Genomic DNA, 15,206 nt, shown 5'->3' with positions numbered 1-15,206 from the left:
CCCAATTGACATTGGGTGCTTTTTTAATGCCTTTTGGGTTTTGTGAAATGTCAATACGTATGACTTGCTAAAAAGGACAGGTGGCAGCTTGGCGGATATCGGGCATCATTCGCTCATCTGATTGACCGATTGGCTTTCCAGCCCTTCAGTCAGGTGAGGTTCCCCAGCCTCGCTTCACCCAGAGATGTTCCTCATTCTTCTTTATGGCGCCTCGCGGCGCCATTTTTCTTGCCCGTTCAATCCGTCGGCGTTTCGCCCGATTTGTCCTTGCCGGCCAGCATCGCGGTCAGGTTGGCCAGCCGGGACTTGCCCTCGCTTTTGCTTACCAACGGCTCGGCGCCGGGCTTGCCGAAATGGCGCAGGTCTTCGCCGTCGATTTCGCTGATGAAGCGCGACGGTTCGATGAATTGCCATTCGCCCGCGCGGCGGCGCTTGACGCAGTAGCTGAGCGTCAGGCTGCGCTGGGCGCGGGTGATGCCGACGTACATCAGCCGCCGCTCTTCCTCCACCATGCCGTTTTCCACCGACTCGCTGTGCGGCAGGATGCCTTCCTCGCAGCCCACCAGGAACACGTGCGGGTACTCCAGGCCCTTGGACGCGTGCAGCGTCGACATCTTCACCGCGTCCACCTCGCCTTCGTCGCGCCCTTCCAGCATGGTGATCAGCGCGATGGTCTGCGTCAGCTCGATCAGGTTCTTGCCGTCGGCCTCGCCCTTTTTCGCCAGCCAGGCCACCATTTCCAGCATGTTCTTCCATTTGGTTTCGGCGATCTTGGGGCTGTCCTCGCTGTCGTACAGCCAGGCTTCGTAGCCTATCGCCTGCAGCAGCTCCATCGACAGCTTGCCGGCTTCCTCGCGTGTGGCGCGGTACTGCAGCTGGGTGATGAATTCGCAGAATTGCTCCAGCGGCGCCAGTTGCGCCTGCTGCACCTGCACCCGCAGGCCGGCGTCGTGGGCGGCGGCGAACAGGCTCTTGCCGTACTGGCCGGCCCAGGCGCCCAGCTTCTCCAGCGTGCCGGCGCCGACGCCGCGCTTGGGCGTGGTCAGCGCGCGGATGAAGGCGGGATCGTCGTCCGGGTTGGTGACCAGCCGCATATAGGCCAGCAGGTCCTTGATTTCCGGCTTGTCGAAGAAGCTCTGGCCGCCGGCCATCTGGTAGGGGATGCGCTGGTTGCGCAGCGCCTGCTCGAAGATCCGCGCCTGGTAGTTGCCGCGGTAGAGGATGGCGTAGTCCTTGAACTCGGTGCGGCACTCGAACTTGTGGGCCAGCAGCTTCTGCACCACCGTCTCCGCCTCGTGTTCCTCGTCCTTGCACTGGACCACGTGTATCGGCTCGCCCAGGCCCAGCTCGCTCCACAGCTGTTTTTCGAACAGCTTGGGATTATTGGAGATCACGCTGTTGGCGGCGCGCAGGATGCGGGCGGTGGAGCGGTAGTTCTGCTCCAGCTTGATCACCTTAAGCTGCGGGAAATCCAGTTGCAGCAGGCGCAGGTTTTCCATATTGGCGCCGCGCCAGGCGTAGATGGACTGGTCGTCGTCGCCCACCGCCGTAAATAGGCCGCGCACGCCGGCCAGCAGCTTCACCATCTGGTACTGGCAGGTATTGGTGTCCTGATATTCATCCAGCAGCAGGTAGCGAAGTTTGCCCTGCCATTTGAGCAGCACTTCCGGGTGGGTGCGGAACAGCTGCACCGGCAGCCGGATCAGGTCGTCGAAGTCCATCGCCTGATAGGCGGTCAGCGTGTCCTGATAGGCCAGATACGTCTTGGCGCAGATGCTTTCCCACTGGTCCTGTGCCGCCAGCAACATGTCGTCCGGCGTTTTCAGATCGTTCTTCCACAGCGAGATCTGGCTCTGTACCTTGCGTATTTCATCCTTGGCCGTGGTGTTCAGGATGTCGGCGATGATCTTGCCGGCATCGTAGGCGTCCAGGATGGAGAACTGGGTCTTGTAACCCAGATGGGGCGCTTCCTGGCGCAGTATGTGCATGCCGAGCGAGTGGAAGGTTGACACCGTGATGCCGCGGATTTCGGCCGACGTCATCAGTTTGCTCACCCGCTCCAGCATTTCGCGCGCCGCCTTGTTGGTGAAGGTGATGGCGGCGATATGGCGGGCGGGGATGCCGCCCTCGCGCACAAGATGGGCGATCTTGTAGGTGATCACGCGGGTCTTGCCCGAGCCGGCGCCCGCCAGCACCAGCAAGGGGCCGTCAAGGTAATGGATGGCCGCGCGTTGCGGCGGATTGAGCAGGGGAGCGGACATGGCGGTCGGGCCCGGACGGGCGCAGCAAATCGGTAATCAAGGCCATGCATTGTAGCATGGGGTATCATGGCTTATCGCGGATGGCGTCCCACTCTCGCAGCCGATCCGCCACTCAAGGAAACAATATGGCCATCTACGCAATCGGCGACATCCAGGGCTGTTTCGAGCCGTTCCAGCAATTGCTGCGGCTGATCGACTTCAATCCCGGCAAGGATACGCTGTGGCTGACCGGCGATCTGGTCAATCGCGGACCGCAGTCGCTGGATGTGTTGCGCTGGGTGTTCCAGCACCAGGACCAGGTGGAGATGGTGCTGGGCAACCACGACCTGCATTTGTTGGCGGTATCGGAAGGTTTCGGCAAGCTGCACCGCGACGACACCATCGAGGACATTCTCAACGCCGCCGATGGCAAGGTGCTGCTGGACTGGCTGCGCTGCCAGCCGCTGATGTTGGAGGGGCAGGGCTACGCGATGGTGCACGCCGGCCTGCTGCCGGAGTGGACGATAGCCAAGGCGCTCAGACTGGCGGAGGAGGTGGAGTTCGGCCTGTCCGGCAACCGCCACCGCGAGTTTCTGGGCCGGCTGTACGGCAACAAGCCCACGCGCTGGAGCGACGATCTGAAGGGGGCGGATCGGCTGCGCCTGATTGTCAACGCGATGACGCGGATGCGTTTCCTGACGCGCGACGGCGAACTGGATCTCAGCTACAAGGGCGAGCTGGAGGGCGCGCCGGCCAATCTGATGCCATGGTTCGAGGCGCCGGGGCGCCGCCACGGCGGCACGCCCATCATCTGCGGCCATTGGTCGGCGCTGGGCGTGCATCTGGACGAGGATATTCTGGCGATAGACTCGGGCTGCCTGTGGGGCGGCAGCCTGTCGGCGCTGCGGCTGAATGACAGGCAATTGTTTTCCCTGCCCTGCCAGGCTTACCGTGAAATCGCGCTTGCAACAGGCAGATAAATAAATCTTTATCAAAGCTGGCAAGTGGCGGGGCTTGTTGTCATAATTGCCGCCTCCGCCAGCTTGTTACCTTAGCATGAGCTATCTGTCCATTGAGTTCGCCCTGGCTTTCGTCGGTTTTTTTACCGTCTACTGGGGCTGCCGCCGCATGCCCAGCATGCAGAACCTTCTGCTCCTGCTGGCCAGCTATTTGTTCTACGCCAAGCTCGACTGGCGTTTCGCCTCCATTCTTGCCGTCTACACGCTGGTCCAGCATGGCCTGAGCCGGCGGATGAGCGCGTCCGCCAGTCCGCGGCGCTGGCTGCAGGCTTCCTTGCTGCTGGCCGTGGGCAATCTGGCCTTGTTCAAGTATTTCGATTTCTTCCGCGAAAGCGCGCAGGCCGGCTTGAATGCGCTGGGGGTGACGGCGCTGTTGCCGGCGCTGGACATCCTGATGCCGGTGGGCATTTCCTTTTATACCTTCCAGTCAGTCAGCTACTTCGTGTCGGTGTACCGCAAGGAGATCAAGCCGGCGGCGCTGCCGCAGTTCGCGCTGTTCCTGGCGTTCTTCCCCACCCTGCTGGCGGGGCCGATCTGCCGCGCCGGCGATCTGCTGGAGCAACTGCGCAGCCCCGCCCGGCGGCAGGTGGCGCAGCTGGACCGCGCCTTGGGCCTGATCGCGCTGGCCTTGCTGAAGAAGCTGTGGCTGGCCGGCTGGCTGGCCAGCGCCTGGGTGGACCCGGTGTTCGCCGCGCCGGACACTTTCCATACCCTGGAGGTATGGGCGGCGTTCTACGCCTACGCGCTGCAGATCTATCTGGACTTCTCCGGCTATACCGACCTGGTCACCGCGCTGGCGCTGCTGCTGGGCATCCAGCTGCCGCGCAACTTCGACGCGCCCTACCTGGCGCTAAACCTGCGCGATTTCTGGCGGCGTTGGCACATCTCGCTGTCCAGTTGGATCCGCGATTACGTCTACATCCCGCTGGGCGGCAACCGCGATGGCTTCGCCCGCGCGCAGATCAACCTGCTGGCGGCGATGCTGCTGTCCGGCTTGTGGCACGGCGCCAGCCTGAAATACCTGGTGTGGGGCGCGATGCACGGCCTGGGCGTGGTGGCGTTGAATGTCGGCGACAAGCTGTGGCGGCGCGACGCCGTCAGCGGCGCGTCGCCGTGGCTGGCGCGGCTGATCACTTTCCATTACGTTTGCCTGGCCTGGGTGTTCTTCCGAGCCCAGTCGCTGGACGAGGCGATGGATTTCCTGCGCGCGATGTTCGAGCGCTCCGGCCAGGAGCTGACGCTGAACGCGCCGGGCCTGCTGCTGCTGTTGGCGCTGTGGCTGGCGGCGCTGCCCATGCTGTCCTCCCTGCCCGAGCGCTGTTTCGGCCGGCTGGCCGCGCTGCCGTGGTGGGGCAAGCCGCTGCTGTTGAGCGCCATCGCGCTGCTGGTGATCTCGTTGGCGCCGTCCGGCATCCCCGCTTTCATTTACTACCAATTCTGACGATTCGACCCTCGCCATGCTCGCCGCCTATCCGCACCGCCGCATCCTCGTCATCCTGCTTAGCTGCATGCTGTTGCTGTTCTGGCTGGAGCAGGCCGCCGTCAACGCCTACTGGCGGCAAACCTTCCACGCGCCCAGCCTGCTGGAGCGGCTGGACGCGCTGTCGCCATGGCGCGAAGGCGGTTCGCTGGGCGGAGGGCTGCGCCGGCACAGCGAAGCGCTGCAGCAGCAGGTGGGCGGTTGGGACCGCCGCATGATAGACAGCTTGAACGCCTGCTGCCTGAAGCCGAGGCCGGCGCCGGCAGCCAAAGTCGCGGCGCCCAAGCCGCAGGCCTCGGCTGGCGCGGCGGCGGCTGTCAAAGCGGTGGACTCCCGCCTGCTGCTGGAAGAGGGGCTGCCGGTGTTGCTGGCCGGCGATTCTATGATGCAGGGCGTGGCGCTGCACCTGTTGCCGCCGCTGTTCCGACAACATCAGGTCAAGGCGATCGATATCAGCAAGCAAAGCACCGGTCTCACCTATCCGGATTTCTTCAACTGGCCGGCGACGGTGGAGCGCCAGCTGGCGGCCAATCCCAAAGCGCAGTTGCTGGTGATGTTCATCGGCGCCAACGATACCTGGGACATGGTCAACGGCAATCATTACATCCGCTTCGCGTCTCCCGACTGGGAACAACGCTACCGCGAGCGGATCCGGAGCATTCTCGCCAGCGCGAGCAAGCGCAAGGTCAAGGTGCTGTGGCTGGGCCTGCCCAATATGAGCCGCGACAAGATGAACGACGGCGTGCACTACCTGAACCGCCTGTACCGGGAAGAGGTGGCGGCCGGGGGCGGACGCTTCATCTCCACCCGCGAGGCGCTGGGCAGCCAGGACGACAGCTTCAATAAATTCATGACATTGCCCGACCAGGGCGAGGTGGCGGTGCGTACCGCCGACGGCGTGCATTTCACCCGTCAGGGCCAGCTGCTGCTGGCGCGCCGCGTGCTGGCGGAATTGAGGTTCGAATGACATTCAAGGCAATCGCGCGCGCGTCGCGCTGGATGATGGCGGCCGCGCTGGCTGCCCAGGCGCAGGCCGCGCCGGTGCAGGATTTCGGCGAGCCCAACCTGGCCCGCCTGGCCGCGCGCTTCAGCCTGCAGGGCGACGCCCAGCCGCCGGTGCGGGTGGTCCAGTTCGGGGATTCGCACACCGCCGCCGACTACTTCAGCGGCGAATTGCGCGCCCGGCTGCAGGCGCGCTACGGCGATGCCGGCATAGGCTGGCTGCCGCCGGTCAATGTGCCGGGGCAGCGCAACGCGCTGGCCTATATGCGCAGCGAAGGCTGGGCGCTGCGCAACAGCCGCCGCGACACCGATCCGGACTTCCCGCTGGGCGGTTTCGTCGGCGTCGCCCAACGGCCCGGGGCCAGCATCGCGGTGCGCCCGCGCGCCGAGGACAAGGGCTTGTGGCGGGTGCGGATCTGGCTGCGGCAGAGCGCGGACGGGCAGGGGCTGACCGTAGACGACGGCAGCGGTCCGCGACGAGCGCAGGCTAGCGCCGGCGCGGGTTGGCAGCGGGTGGAAATGAAGCTGAAGCTGCCGTTCACCTTGCGCGCGGATAGCCTGCCGGCGCCGGAGGTGGGCGGTTATGAGCTGGAAAAGCTGGCACCCGGCGTGGTGCTGGATACCGTGGGCAGCAATGGCGCGGAACTGGCCTTGTGGCGCAGCTGGGGCGGAGCCTGGGGCAGGCAGCTGGCGGCGCGGGAGGCTGATCTGGTGATTCTGGCCTACGGCACCAATGAGGCTTTCGACCCCAAGCTGGATCTGGACGAATACCGCGCCACATTGCAGGGCGCGGTCAGCCTGGTGCGCAGCCAGTTGCCGCAAGCGGCCATCCTGCTGCTGGGCGCGCCGGATTCGGCGCGAAGCAAGGGCGGGGCGGTCAGCCGCGAGTGCGCGGCGGGCCCGCAGCGGCCGCTGATGCTGAGCGCGGTGCAGCAGACGCAGCGCCAGTTGGCGCGCGACAACCATTTGCTGTATTGGGACTGGCAGCAGGCGATGGGCGGGCCGTGCAGCATGCGCGCGTGGCGGCAGCAGCAACTGGGCCGCCCGGACATGGTTCACTTCACTGGACCGGGCTATGTCCGCCTGGGCGACGACCTCTATGAAGGTTTGAGCCAGCGGCTGGCGCGCTGAGCGCTCAGGCGCCGGTTTCCGCGGCCGGCGCCGGTTGCGGCTTTTCCTCCAGTTGCAGGCGCAGGCCGCGCGCTACTTCAAGCCTGGCCTGTTCCGCCAGCAGGAAGCGGTTGTCCAGGCCGGCGTCGCCGGCTTTCAGCGGCAGCCCGTAGCTGATCTCCACCTCGATCTGCGGCACGCTCAACACCTTGCCTATGCTCTGAAATAGCGAAATGTCGTCGATGTAGGCGGCTTCCCGCAGCAGGCTGCCGTCCGTCCGCTGATAACGCAGCGATACCGGCTGCACGGTGCCGCCTGCCAGCAGCGCGGCTTCGAACAGCGAGGCCTTGAACGGCAACAGGCCGCTGCCATCCGAGGTGGTGGATTCCGGGAATACCGCCATGCAGCCGCCGTTTTTCATCGCTTCGGCCAGTATCTGGTTGACGCGGCTGGCGTCGCGGCGGTTGCCGCGGTCGATGAACAGCGTGCCGGCCACGTAGGCCAGCCAGCCTATTAGCGGCCATTTGCGGATCTCGCGCTTGGCGACGAAGCGCGACACGGTGCAGCTGTTCAGCGCCACGATGTCCAGCCAGGACACGTGGTTGGCGACCAGCAGGGTGTTGGGCGGATAAAAGCCCGGGTTGACGCCTTGCACCTTGATGCTGACGCCGAGTATCTTCAGCGCGTGCTGCGCCCAGCGGCGGGTGACCACCGCGCGCTCGGCCTGGGCCAGCCGGGAATAGCGGGTGGCGACGATGAACACGCCGACGGCCAGATGGCCGAGCAGGCGCAAGACGCGGCCGCAGCGGGTGGCGAATGAAGTGGTGGCGGGTGACTTCAAGATCGTTACGGTTTCAAGTCTGAGGAATGACAGGCCGCCACTCTATCACGGCTGGCACAGCGGGCAATAGTAAGTGCTGCGCTGACCCTGGCGGATTTGGCGGATCGGCGTGCCGCAGCGCCGGCATGGCTCTTCCTGGCGGTTGTACACCATATAGCTTTGCTGGAAGTAGCCGGGCTTGCCCTCGCTGTCGACGAAATCGCGCAGCGTGCTGCCGCCGGCGTCGATCGCGCGCCGCAGCACCGCCTTGATTTCGGCCGCCAAGCGGTCGCAATCGGCGCGGGACAGATCGCAGGCCGGACGCGACGGCGAGATGCCGGCGTGGAACAGCGACTCGTTGGCATAGATGTTGCCGACGCCGACCACCACGTGGTTGTCCATGATCGCCAGCTTGATCGGGCTGCCGCGGCGGCGCATGGCCTGGAACAGCGCGTCTCCGCCGAAGGCGTCGGACAGCGGCTCCGGCCCCAGCGCCTTCAGCAGCGGGTGCAGCTCGAGCGGTCCGATGTGCCACAGCACGGCGCCGAAGCGGCGCGGATCGCGGAAGCGCAGCACCTGATCGCCCAAGAGCAGGTCCAGGTGATCGTGCTTCTGCGGCGGCGAGCCTGCCGGCATCACCCTCAGGCTGCCGGACATGCCCAGGTGGATCAGCAGGGTGCCGCTCTCGCATTCCAGCAGCAGGTATTTGGCGCGGCGGCGCACGGCCAGCACTTTTTCGCCGGCGACGCGCTCCGCCAGATCCGGCGGCACCGGCCAGCGCAGACTGGGATTGCGGACGACGGCGCCGCGCAGGATGCGGCCTTCCAGATGCGGCTCTACGCCGCGGCGGGTGGTTTCGACTTCGGGCAGTTCTGGCATGGGCGGGCTGCGATTCGGTAAATGGTGCAAAGATGAAAAGCGGACATGCTATTCTACGCGTTCAACAGGCTTTGAGCAGGCAACTTAATCCATGCGAATGAAACCGCTGAAACGATCCCTCCCGTTGCTGCTGGCGCTGCTGCTGTCGGCCTGCGCCGGCGTCAAGCCACCGGCGTCGGCGCCCGCTCAGCCCGAGTCGAAACCGGCCGCCGCGGCCGAGCCGGACGAGGCCGTGCTGCCCAAGGTCGAACTGTCGCCCGAAATCCTCTACGGCGTGCTGGCTGGCGAGATCGCCGCCCGCCGCGGCGCGGCCGGTTCCGCCGGGCTTACCTATCTCGATCTGGCGCGCGAGACCCGCGATCCGCGGATGGCCCAGCGCGCCGCTGAATTCTGCCTGTTGTCCGGCCAGTTGAAGCCGGCGACCGAGGCGCTGCAACTGTGGATAGAGCTGGATCCCAACTCCCTGCCGGCGCGCGAGCAGCTGTTCATCACGTTGATGCGCGGCGGCAAGCTGGCCGAAAGCAAACCCTTGATCGAAGAGCTGCTGCGGCTGGAGCCGCAGCGCGCCCCGGCGATTTTCGTCCAGCTGGCGCGGCTGAGCGCCAGGCAGGACGGCGGCTCGGCTCCGTCCTACCGCCTGGTGGAGGAACTTGCCGATCGCTATCCCGATCTGCCGGAGGCCCGTTTCGCGGTGCTCGCCGCCGCCGCCGACAACAATGACCAGGCCGCGGTGGACCGCGAGTTCGACCGCCTGGCGCGCATCGCGCCGAAATGGGATCTGCCGGTGGCCTGGCAGGTGGACAGGCTGCGCCGCAAGGACATCAACGCGGCGGCGGAATTCCTGCAGCGCGAGCTGGCGCGCCGTCCCGACGCCGGGCTGGAGCTGCAGACCGCCTACCCGCGCCTGCTGGTCGGCGCCAAGCGTTTCCCCGAAGCGCGCGCCGCTTTCGAAGCCTTGCTGAAGACGCATCCGGACAATGCCGACCTGTTGTACGCGACCGGCCTGCTGGCTTACCAGATGCGCGATCTGAAAACCGCCGACGACCGGCTGCAGCACGCGCTGGCCAGCCAGTATCCGGAACAGGACTTCGTCCGCTACACGCTGGGACAGATTGCGGAAGACAGCCGCGATGTCGAGCGCGCCGAAAACTGGTACCGCCAGGTCGGCCCCGGCCAGCAATATCTGCCCGCGCAATCCCGGCTGGCGATACTCGAGGCCGGAAACGATCATCTGGAAGAGGCGCTGGCTCGTCTGAACGGTTTGGGCGGCAACGACCAGGAGAAAGTTTCGGTGGCCTTGCTGCAATCGCAGCTGGCGCGAGAGGCCAAGCAGCCGCGCCGCGCTTACGAAGTGTTGACCCAGGCGCTGCAGCGGCAGCCGCGTTCGACCGAACTGCTGTACGAGCGCTCGCTGGTGTCCGACATGCTGGGCAACACCGGCAATTCCGAGCGAGACCTGAAACAGATCTTGAAGGACAAGCCCGGCGACGCCCAGGCCTTGAACGCGCTCGGCTACACGCTGGCCAACCGGACCACGCGCTACCAGGAAGCCTATGGCTACATCGAAAAGGCGCTGAAGGCGGAGCCGGGCAATCCGGTGATCCAGGACAGCCTGGGCTGGGTGCAGTACAAGCTGGGCCGGCTGGACGCCGCGCGGCGCAATCTGGAAAAGGCCTACGCCGCGATGCCGGATCCGGAAGTGGCGGCGCATCTGGGCGAAGTGCTGTGGAAGCAGGGCCGCCGCGACGAGGCCATGGCTGTGTGGAGCAAGGAGCTGGCGCAGCATCCCGGCCACGAGGTGATCACCGAGGCGATGCGCCGCCTGGGGGCCAAGCCGTGATCCGGCGCGCGCTGCTGCTGTCGTTGGCGCTGCTGCTGGCCGGCTGCGCCAACGAAGCGCTGTTCCGCCCCAAGCCGTCGCTGGAAGCGGCGGCCGACGCGCCGTTCAGCGTCAGCGGCCGCCTGTCGGCCAATCTGGACGGCAAGGGCCATGTCGCCAATTTCGACTGGCGGCACCAGCCGCCGCGCGACGAAGTGGCGATCAACTCTCCGCTGGGCAACACTGTGGCCAAGGTGCTGCGCGATCCCGGCGGCGTGACGCTGCTGGCCGACGGCAAAAGCTGGCAGGCCGACGATGTGGAAAGCCTGACCCGGCAGGTGATGGGGTGGCCGCTGCCGCTGTCCAATCTGGTGTGGTGGATACGCGGCCTGCCGGCGCCCGGCCTGGAAAGCCGCGTCGACGCCGACGGCAATCTGGAGCAGCAGGGCTGGCATATCCGCTTCGTCCGCGACGCCGACGTCGAGGCCGACCATCCCAAACGGGTGGAAATGCAGCGCGAAGGCCTGACCGTCAAGGTCGTGGTGCAGAGCTGGCAGTGAGCCGGCTTCCCCGCGCGCTCCGAATACCCACCATTCAGATACAGAACAAGATAGACATGCGGCATCCGTTTCACACCTATCCGGCTCCGGCCAAGCTCAACCTGTTGCTGCACGTGGTCGGCAAACGGCCCGACGGCTACCACTTGCTGGAGACGGTGTTCCGTTTCATCGATTTTGGCGACACGTTGCGCCTGGCAGTCCGCGACGACGGCGCGATCGAGCTCTTGACGCCGACCGACGGCGTGCCGCCGGAGCAGGATCTGACCGTGCGCGCGGCCCGGCTGCTGCAGGAGGAAAGCGGCTGCCGGCTTGGAGCGAGCATCGAGCTGGAAAAACGCACCCCGATGGGCGGTGGCCTGGGCGGCGGCAGTTCCGACGCCGCCACCGTGCTGATCGCGTTGAATCGCTTGTGGGGGCTGGATTGGCCGCGCGAGAGGCTGCAGGCGCTGGGCTTGAGGTTGGGCGCCGACGTGCCGGTTTTCATCTTCGGCCGCAATGCGTTGGCCACCGGAGTCGGAGAGGTGCTGGAGCCCCTTTACTTGAAGCCTGCCTGGTATTTGGTAATTCACCCACAGGTTCATGTGCCGACTGCCGAGATATTCCGCAATTTTTCGCAAAGCATGTTGACAGAGGTAGGTCGCCTCGGCATAATGCGAATCCTCGAAACAACGCAGCAGCGCAGAAACGACCTGCAAAGCGTTGTAGAGAAAAGATTTCCAGCGGTGAATGAAGTACTGAGCGAGTTAAGAAAATATGGTTCGCCGCTGATGACCGGTTCCGGCGCTTGCGTGTTTATGGAATTCGAGTCGAAAGACGAAGCCGATAAAGTTTACCGAGTGTTGTCGAAAAAATATCAGGGATTTGTAGCGGAAGGACTGAATGTCCACCCTCTGTTCGACAGCGCTGAATAAGGTTACTGGGGAGTCGCCAAGTGGTAAGGCACCGGATTTTGATTCCGGCATTCGTAGGTTCGATCCCTACCTCCCCAGCCAGGACTTTCTCCGAATAAGAGAGAGCATGAAAAAAGCGTGTAAGAGAGCCTTACACGCTTTTTCTTTATCCAGCTAAGGCAAAGCGAATCATGGCGGCATACGACAGTTTGATGGTATTTACCGGTACGGCTAATCCGGAACTTGCTCAGAACGTAGTCAAACATTTGGATATTTCGTTGGGACGCGCCGATGTCGGCAAGTTCAGCGATGGCGAAGTGGCAGTGGAGCTGCTGGAAAATGTTCGCGGCCGCGACGTTTTCATTCTGCAATCCACCTGTGCGCCGACCAACGACAACCTGATGGAAATCCTGACCATGGCCGATGCGCTGAAACGCGCGTCCGCCGGCCGGATCACCGCGGCGATTCCCTATTTCGGCTACGCCCGGCAGGATCGCCGTCCGCGCTCCGCCCGCGTGCCGATTTCTGCCAAGCTGGTGGCCAATATGCTGACCAGCGCCGGCATCGACCGCGTGCTGACCGTCGATTTGCATGCCGACCAGATCCAAGGTTTCTTCGACATCCCGGTGGACAACGTTTATGCGACCCCGGTGTTGTTGAAGGACATCCGCGCCCAGCGCTTCGACGACCTGATCGTGGTCAGCCCGGACGTGGGCGGCGTGGTACGCGCCCGCGCGGTGGCCAAGGCGCTGAACACGGATCTGGCGATCATCGACAAGCGCCGCCCGAAGGCCAATGTGGCCGAAGTGATGAACATCATCGGCGATGTCTCGGGCCGCACCTGCCTGATCGTCGACGACATGATCGATACCGCCAACACGCTGTGCAAGGCGGCCAGCGCTCTGAAGGAGCGCGGCGCCGAACGCGTGCTGGCCTATGCGACCCACCCGATCTTCTCCGGTCAGGCGGTGGACCGCATCAAGAATTCCGACATCGATATGGTGGTGGTGACCGACACCATCCCGTTGACCGCCGCGGCCAAGGCCTGCCCGAACATCCGGGTGGCTTCGATCGCCGGCCTGCTGGCAGAAACGCTGCGCAGGATCAACAACGAAGAATCGGTGTCCTACCTCTTCAATGAGGAACTGGTTGCGACGGGCGCTTGCCTGCCGTAAACATCTGGCCTGCTGGTCGCGGCGGCCGGGTGCTTTTAACTGAAACTGGAGCTTTACAATGTCTTTTGAACTGATTGCTAGCAAGCGTGTTGATCTGGGTACGGGTGCGAGCCGCCGCCTGCGTCACGCTGGCCAAGTGCCGGCCGTGGTTTACGGCGCCGGCAAGGAAGCCGTTTCCCTGGTGCTGGATCACAACACCATGTACTACGCGCTGAAGAACGAAGGCTTCCACGCTTCCGTGCTGGATCTGGTCATCGACGGCCAGAAAGAGCAAGTGAAAGTGGCTGCATTCCAGATGCACCCGTACAAACAGCAAGTGATGCACATCGACTTCGCTCGTGTGTGATTTCTGCTGCCGTCGCCGTTCGCGGTGACGGTGAAAAGCCCGTTGTGCGCCCAGGTGGCGGGCAGCGGGCTTTTTTCATTGGAATGAGCGATATGTCTGGCACCCGCCTGATTGTCGGCCTGGGCAACCCGGGCCCCGAATACGAAAAGACGCGCCATAACGCCGGTTTCTGGCTGGTGGACGAGTTGTGCTGGCAGTTCAAGGGCAACTGGCGCACGGAAGGCAAGTTCCACGGCGACGTCGCCAGGATCCAGATCGAAGGACAGGACGTCTGGCTGCTGAAGCCGATGACCTATATGAACCTGTCCGGCCAGGCCGTGCTGGCGCTGGCGCATTTCTACAAGATATTGCCGGACGAGATCCTGGTCGTGCATGACGAACTGGATCTCGCGCCCGGCGTGGCCCGCTTCAAGCAGGGCGGCGGCCATGGCGGCCACAATGGTCTGAAGGACATCGCGGCGCGGCTGGGCTCGCCGGCCTTCTGGCGTCTACGGCTTGGCATCGGCCATCCGGGGGACAAGAAGGAAGTGGCCAACTTCGTGCTGAAAAAGCCGCGCGCCGAGGAGCAGCAGGCGCTGGACGAGGCCATTCTGGCATCCTTGCGCGAGCTGCCGCGCGCGATCGCCGGCAAGATGGCCGAGGCGATGAAGGCGCTGCACACCGAAGCCAAATGATTGCGGGCTGGCGGTCCGACGGTCCGTCGCCATAATGGATTGAAATAGAATTTCTTTAGGAAGACAGCAATGAGTCTGAAATGCGGTATCGTCGGTCTGCCCAACGTCGGCAAGTCCACCCTGTTCAATGCGTTGACCAAGGCCGGCATCGAAGCCGCCAACTACCCGTTCTGCACCATCGAGCCCAATGTCGGCATCGTCGAAGTGCCGGATGCGCGCCTGGCCGAACTGGCCAAGATCATCAATCCGCAGAAAATCCAGCCGGCCATCGTCGAGTTCGTCGACATCGCCGGCTTGGTGGCGGGCGCCTCCAAGGGCGAAGGCCTGGGCAACCAGTTCCTGGCCAACATCCGCGAGACCGACGCCATCGTCAACGTGGTGCGCTGCTTCGAGGATGACAATATCGTTCACGTTGCAGGCAAGGTGGACCCGATCGCCGACATCGAAACCATCCTGACGGAGCTGGCGCTGGCCGACTTGTCCGCGGTGGAAAAAGCGATGCAGCGCGAAGGCAAAAAAGCCAAGTCCGGCGACAAGGACGCGCGCGCGCTGATCGCGGTGCTGGAAAAGCTGGTGCCGCATCTGGACCAAGGCAAGCCGGCGCGCTCGCTGGCCCTGTCCGACGAGGAAAAGGCGCTGATCAAGCCGCTGTGCCTGTTGACCATCAAGCCGGCGATGTATGTCGCCAACGTGGCCGAAGACGGCTTCAGCGGCAATCCGCTGCTGGAGCGGGTGCAGGCGCTGGCCGACAGCGAAGGCGCGCCGGTGGTGGCGCTGTGCGCGGCCATCGAATCCGAAATCGCCGAGCTGGATGACGCCGACAAGGCCGAGTTCCTGGAAACGCTGGGCCTGGAAGAGCCTGGCCTGGATCGCCTGATCCGCGCCGGTTACAAGCTTTTGGGCTTGCAAACCTACTTCACCGCGGGCGTCAAGGAAGTGCGCGCCTGGACCATCCATATCGGTGACACCGCGCCGCAGGCGGCTGGTGTGATCCATACCGATTTCGAGCGTGGCTTTATTCGCGCCCAAACCATCTCCTACACTGATTTCATTGGCTACGGCGGCGAGGCCAAGGCCAAGGAAGCCGGCAAGATGCGAGCCGAAGGCAAGGAATACGTGGTGCAGGACGGCGACGTGATGAACTTCTTGTTCAACGTCTAAACAGTTCTTCTAAAGCGGGTGGTGGCGAGTC

14 protein-coding genes and 1 tRNA gene are annotated in these 15,206 nt (G+C 64.3%); 12 read left to right on the top strand and 3 right to left on the bottom strand.

Features of this window, described 5'->3' with window-relative positions:
- Positions 1-236: 236 nt before the first annotated feature.
- Positions 237-2,261 (bottom strand): UvrD-helicase domain-containing protein, encoded by a 2,025-nt coding sequence (locus tag VL52_RS08935; RefSeq protein ID WP_046156699.1) that lies wholly within the window; start codon positions 2,259-2,261, stop codon positions 237-239.
- Between the two features lie 125 nt (positions 2,262-2,386).
- Between VL52_RS08935 and VL52_RS08930 the strand changes: the two genes are divergently transcribed.
- From VL52_RS08930 to VL52_RS08915, 4 genes are all read left to right on the top strand, one after another.
- Positions 2,387-3,220, top strand: a complete 834-nt coding sequence (locus tag VL52_RS08930; protein ID WP_046156698.1) for a symmetrical bis(5'-nucleosyl)-tetraphosphatase — start codon at positions 2,387-2,389, stop codon at positions 3,218-3,220.
- Between the two features lie 76 nt (positions 3,221-3,296).
- Entirely contained in the window at positions 3,297-4,700 is a 1,404-nt protein-coding gene (locus tag VL52_RS08925) for an MBOAT family O-acyltransferase (protein ID WP_046156697.1), read from the top strand.
- Between the two features lie 16 nt (positions 4,701-4,716).
- Positions 4,717-5,706, top strand: a complete 990-nt coding sequence (locus VL52_RS08920; RefSeq protein ID WP_046156696.1) for an SGNH/GDSL hydrolase family protein — start codon at positions 4,717-4,719, stop codon at positions 5,704-5,706.
- On the top strand, positions 5,703-6,872 hold the full coding sequence (locus VL52_RS08915) for an SGNH/GDSL hydrolase family protein (protein ID WP_052729228.1): 1,170 nt from the start codon (positions 5,703-5,705) through the stop codon (positions 6,870-6,872). The genes VL52_RS08920 and VL52_RS08915 overlap by 4 nt, the downstream gene beginning before the upstream one ends.
- Before the next feature lie 4 nt (positions 6,873-6,876).
- Here VL52_RS08915 and VL52_RS08910 read toward each other — a convergent pair whose 3' ends face one another.
- Both VL52_RS08910 and mutM read right to left on the bottom strand, forming a co-directional pair.
- Positions 6,877-7,692 (bottom strand): lysophospholipid acyltransferase family protein, encoded by an 816-nt coding sequence (locus VL52_RS08910; protein WP_046156695.1) that lies wholly within the window; start codon positions 7,690-7,692, stop codon positions 6,877-6,879.
- Between the two features lie 45 nt (positions 7,693-7,737).
- Complete coding sequence (mutM, locus tag VL52_RS08905) at positions 7,738-8,550, bottom strand: bifunctional DNA-formamidopyrimidine glycosylase/DNA-(apurinic or apyrimidinic site) lyase (protein WP_046156694.1); 813 nt, start codon at positions 8,548-8,550, stop codon at positions 7,738-7,740.
- Positions 8,551-8,641: 91 nt separating this feature from the next.
- On the opposite strand from mutM, the gene VL52_RS08900 reads away from it, so the two are divergent.
- The 8 genes from VL52_RS08900 (at position 8,642) to ychF (ending at position 15,175) form a co-directional block, all read left to right on the top strand.
- Positions 8,642-10,390, top strand: coding sequence for a tetratricopeptide repeat protein (locus tag VL52_RS08900; RefSeq protein ID WP_046156693.1), 1,749 nt, complete (start codon positions 8,642-8,644; stop codon positions 10,388-10,390).
- On the top strand, positions 10,387-10,929 hold the full coding sequence (gene lolB, locus VL52_RS08895; RefSeq protein WP_144408841.1) for a lipoprotein insertase outer membrane protein LolB: 543 nt from the start codon (positions 10,387-10,389) through the stop codon (positions 10,927-10,929). Before VL52_RS08900 ends, lolB begins: the two co-directional genes overlap by 4 nt.
- 56 nt (positions 10,930-10,985) lie before the next feature.
- Positions 10,986-11,840: a 4-(cytidine 5'-diphospho)-2-C-methyl-D-erythritol kinase gene (ispE, locus tag VL52_RS08890; RefSeq protein ID WP_046156692.1), complete on the top strand. Its 855-nt coding sequence runs from the start codon at positions 10,986-10,988 to the stop codon at positions 11,838-11,840.
- Between the two features lie 6 nt (positions 11,841-11,846).
- Positions 11,847-11,921, top strand: a tRNA-Gln gene (locus VL52_RS08885).
- 89 nt (positions 11,922-12,010) lie between these two features.
- Positions 12,011-12,994, top strand: a complete 984-nt coding sequence (locus VL52_RS08880; RefSeq protein ID WP_021478224.1) for a ribose-phosphate pyrophosphokinase — start codon at positions 12,011-12,013, stop codon at positions 12,992-12,994.
- 58 nt (positions 12,995-13,052) lie between these two features.
- A complete protein-coding gene (gene rplY, locus VL52_RS08875; RefSeq protein ID WP_046156691.1) occupies positions 13,053-13,340 on the top strand; it encodes a 50S ribosomal protein L25 in 288 nt (95 codons plus the stop codon).
- Between the two features lie 92 nt (positions 13,341-13,432).
- A complete protein-coding gene (pth, locus tag VL52_RS08870; protein ID WP_021478222.1) occupies positions 13,433-14,014 on the top strand; it encodes an aminoacyl-tRNA hydrolase in 582 nt (193 codons plus the stop codon).
- 69 nt (positions 14,015-14,083) lie between these two features.
- Positions 14,084-15,175: a redox-regulated ATPase YchF gene (ychF, locus tag VL52_RS08865; protein WP_046156690.1), complete on the top strand. Its 1,092-nt coding sequence runs from the start codon at positions 14,084-14,086 to the stop codon at positions 15,173-15,175.
- Positions 15,176-15,206 lie beyond the last annotated feature (31 nt).

Source organism: Chromobacterium vaccinii, from assembly GCF_000971335.1.
GTDB classification, from domain to species: Bacteria; Pseudomonadota; Gammaproteobacteria; order Burkholderiales; family Chromobacteriaceae; genus Chromobacterium; species Chromobacterium vaccinii.
Note: the sequence above shows the minus strand (reverse complement) of the source record. Positions and strands in the feature narration are given on the sequence as shown.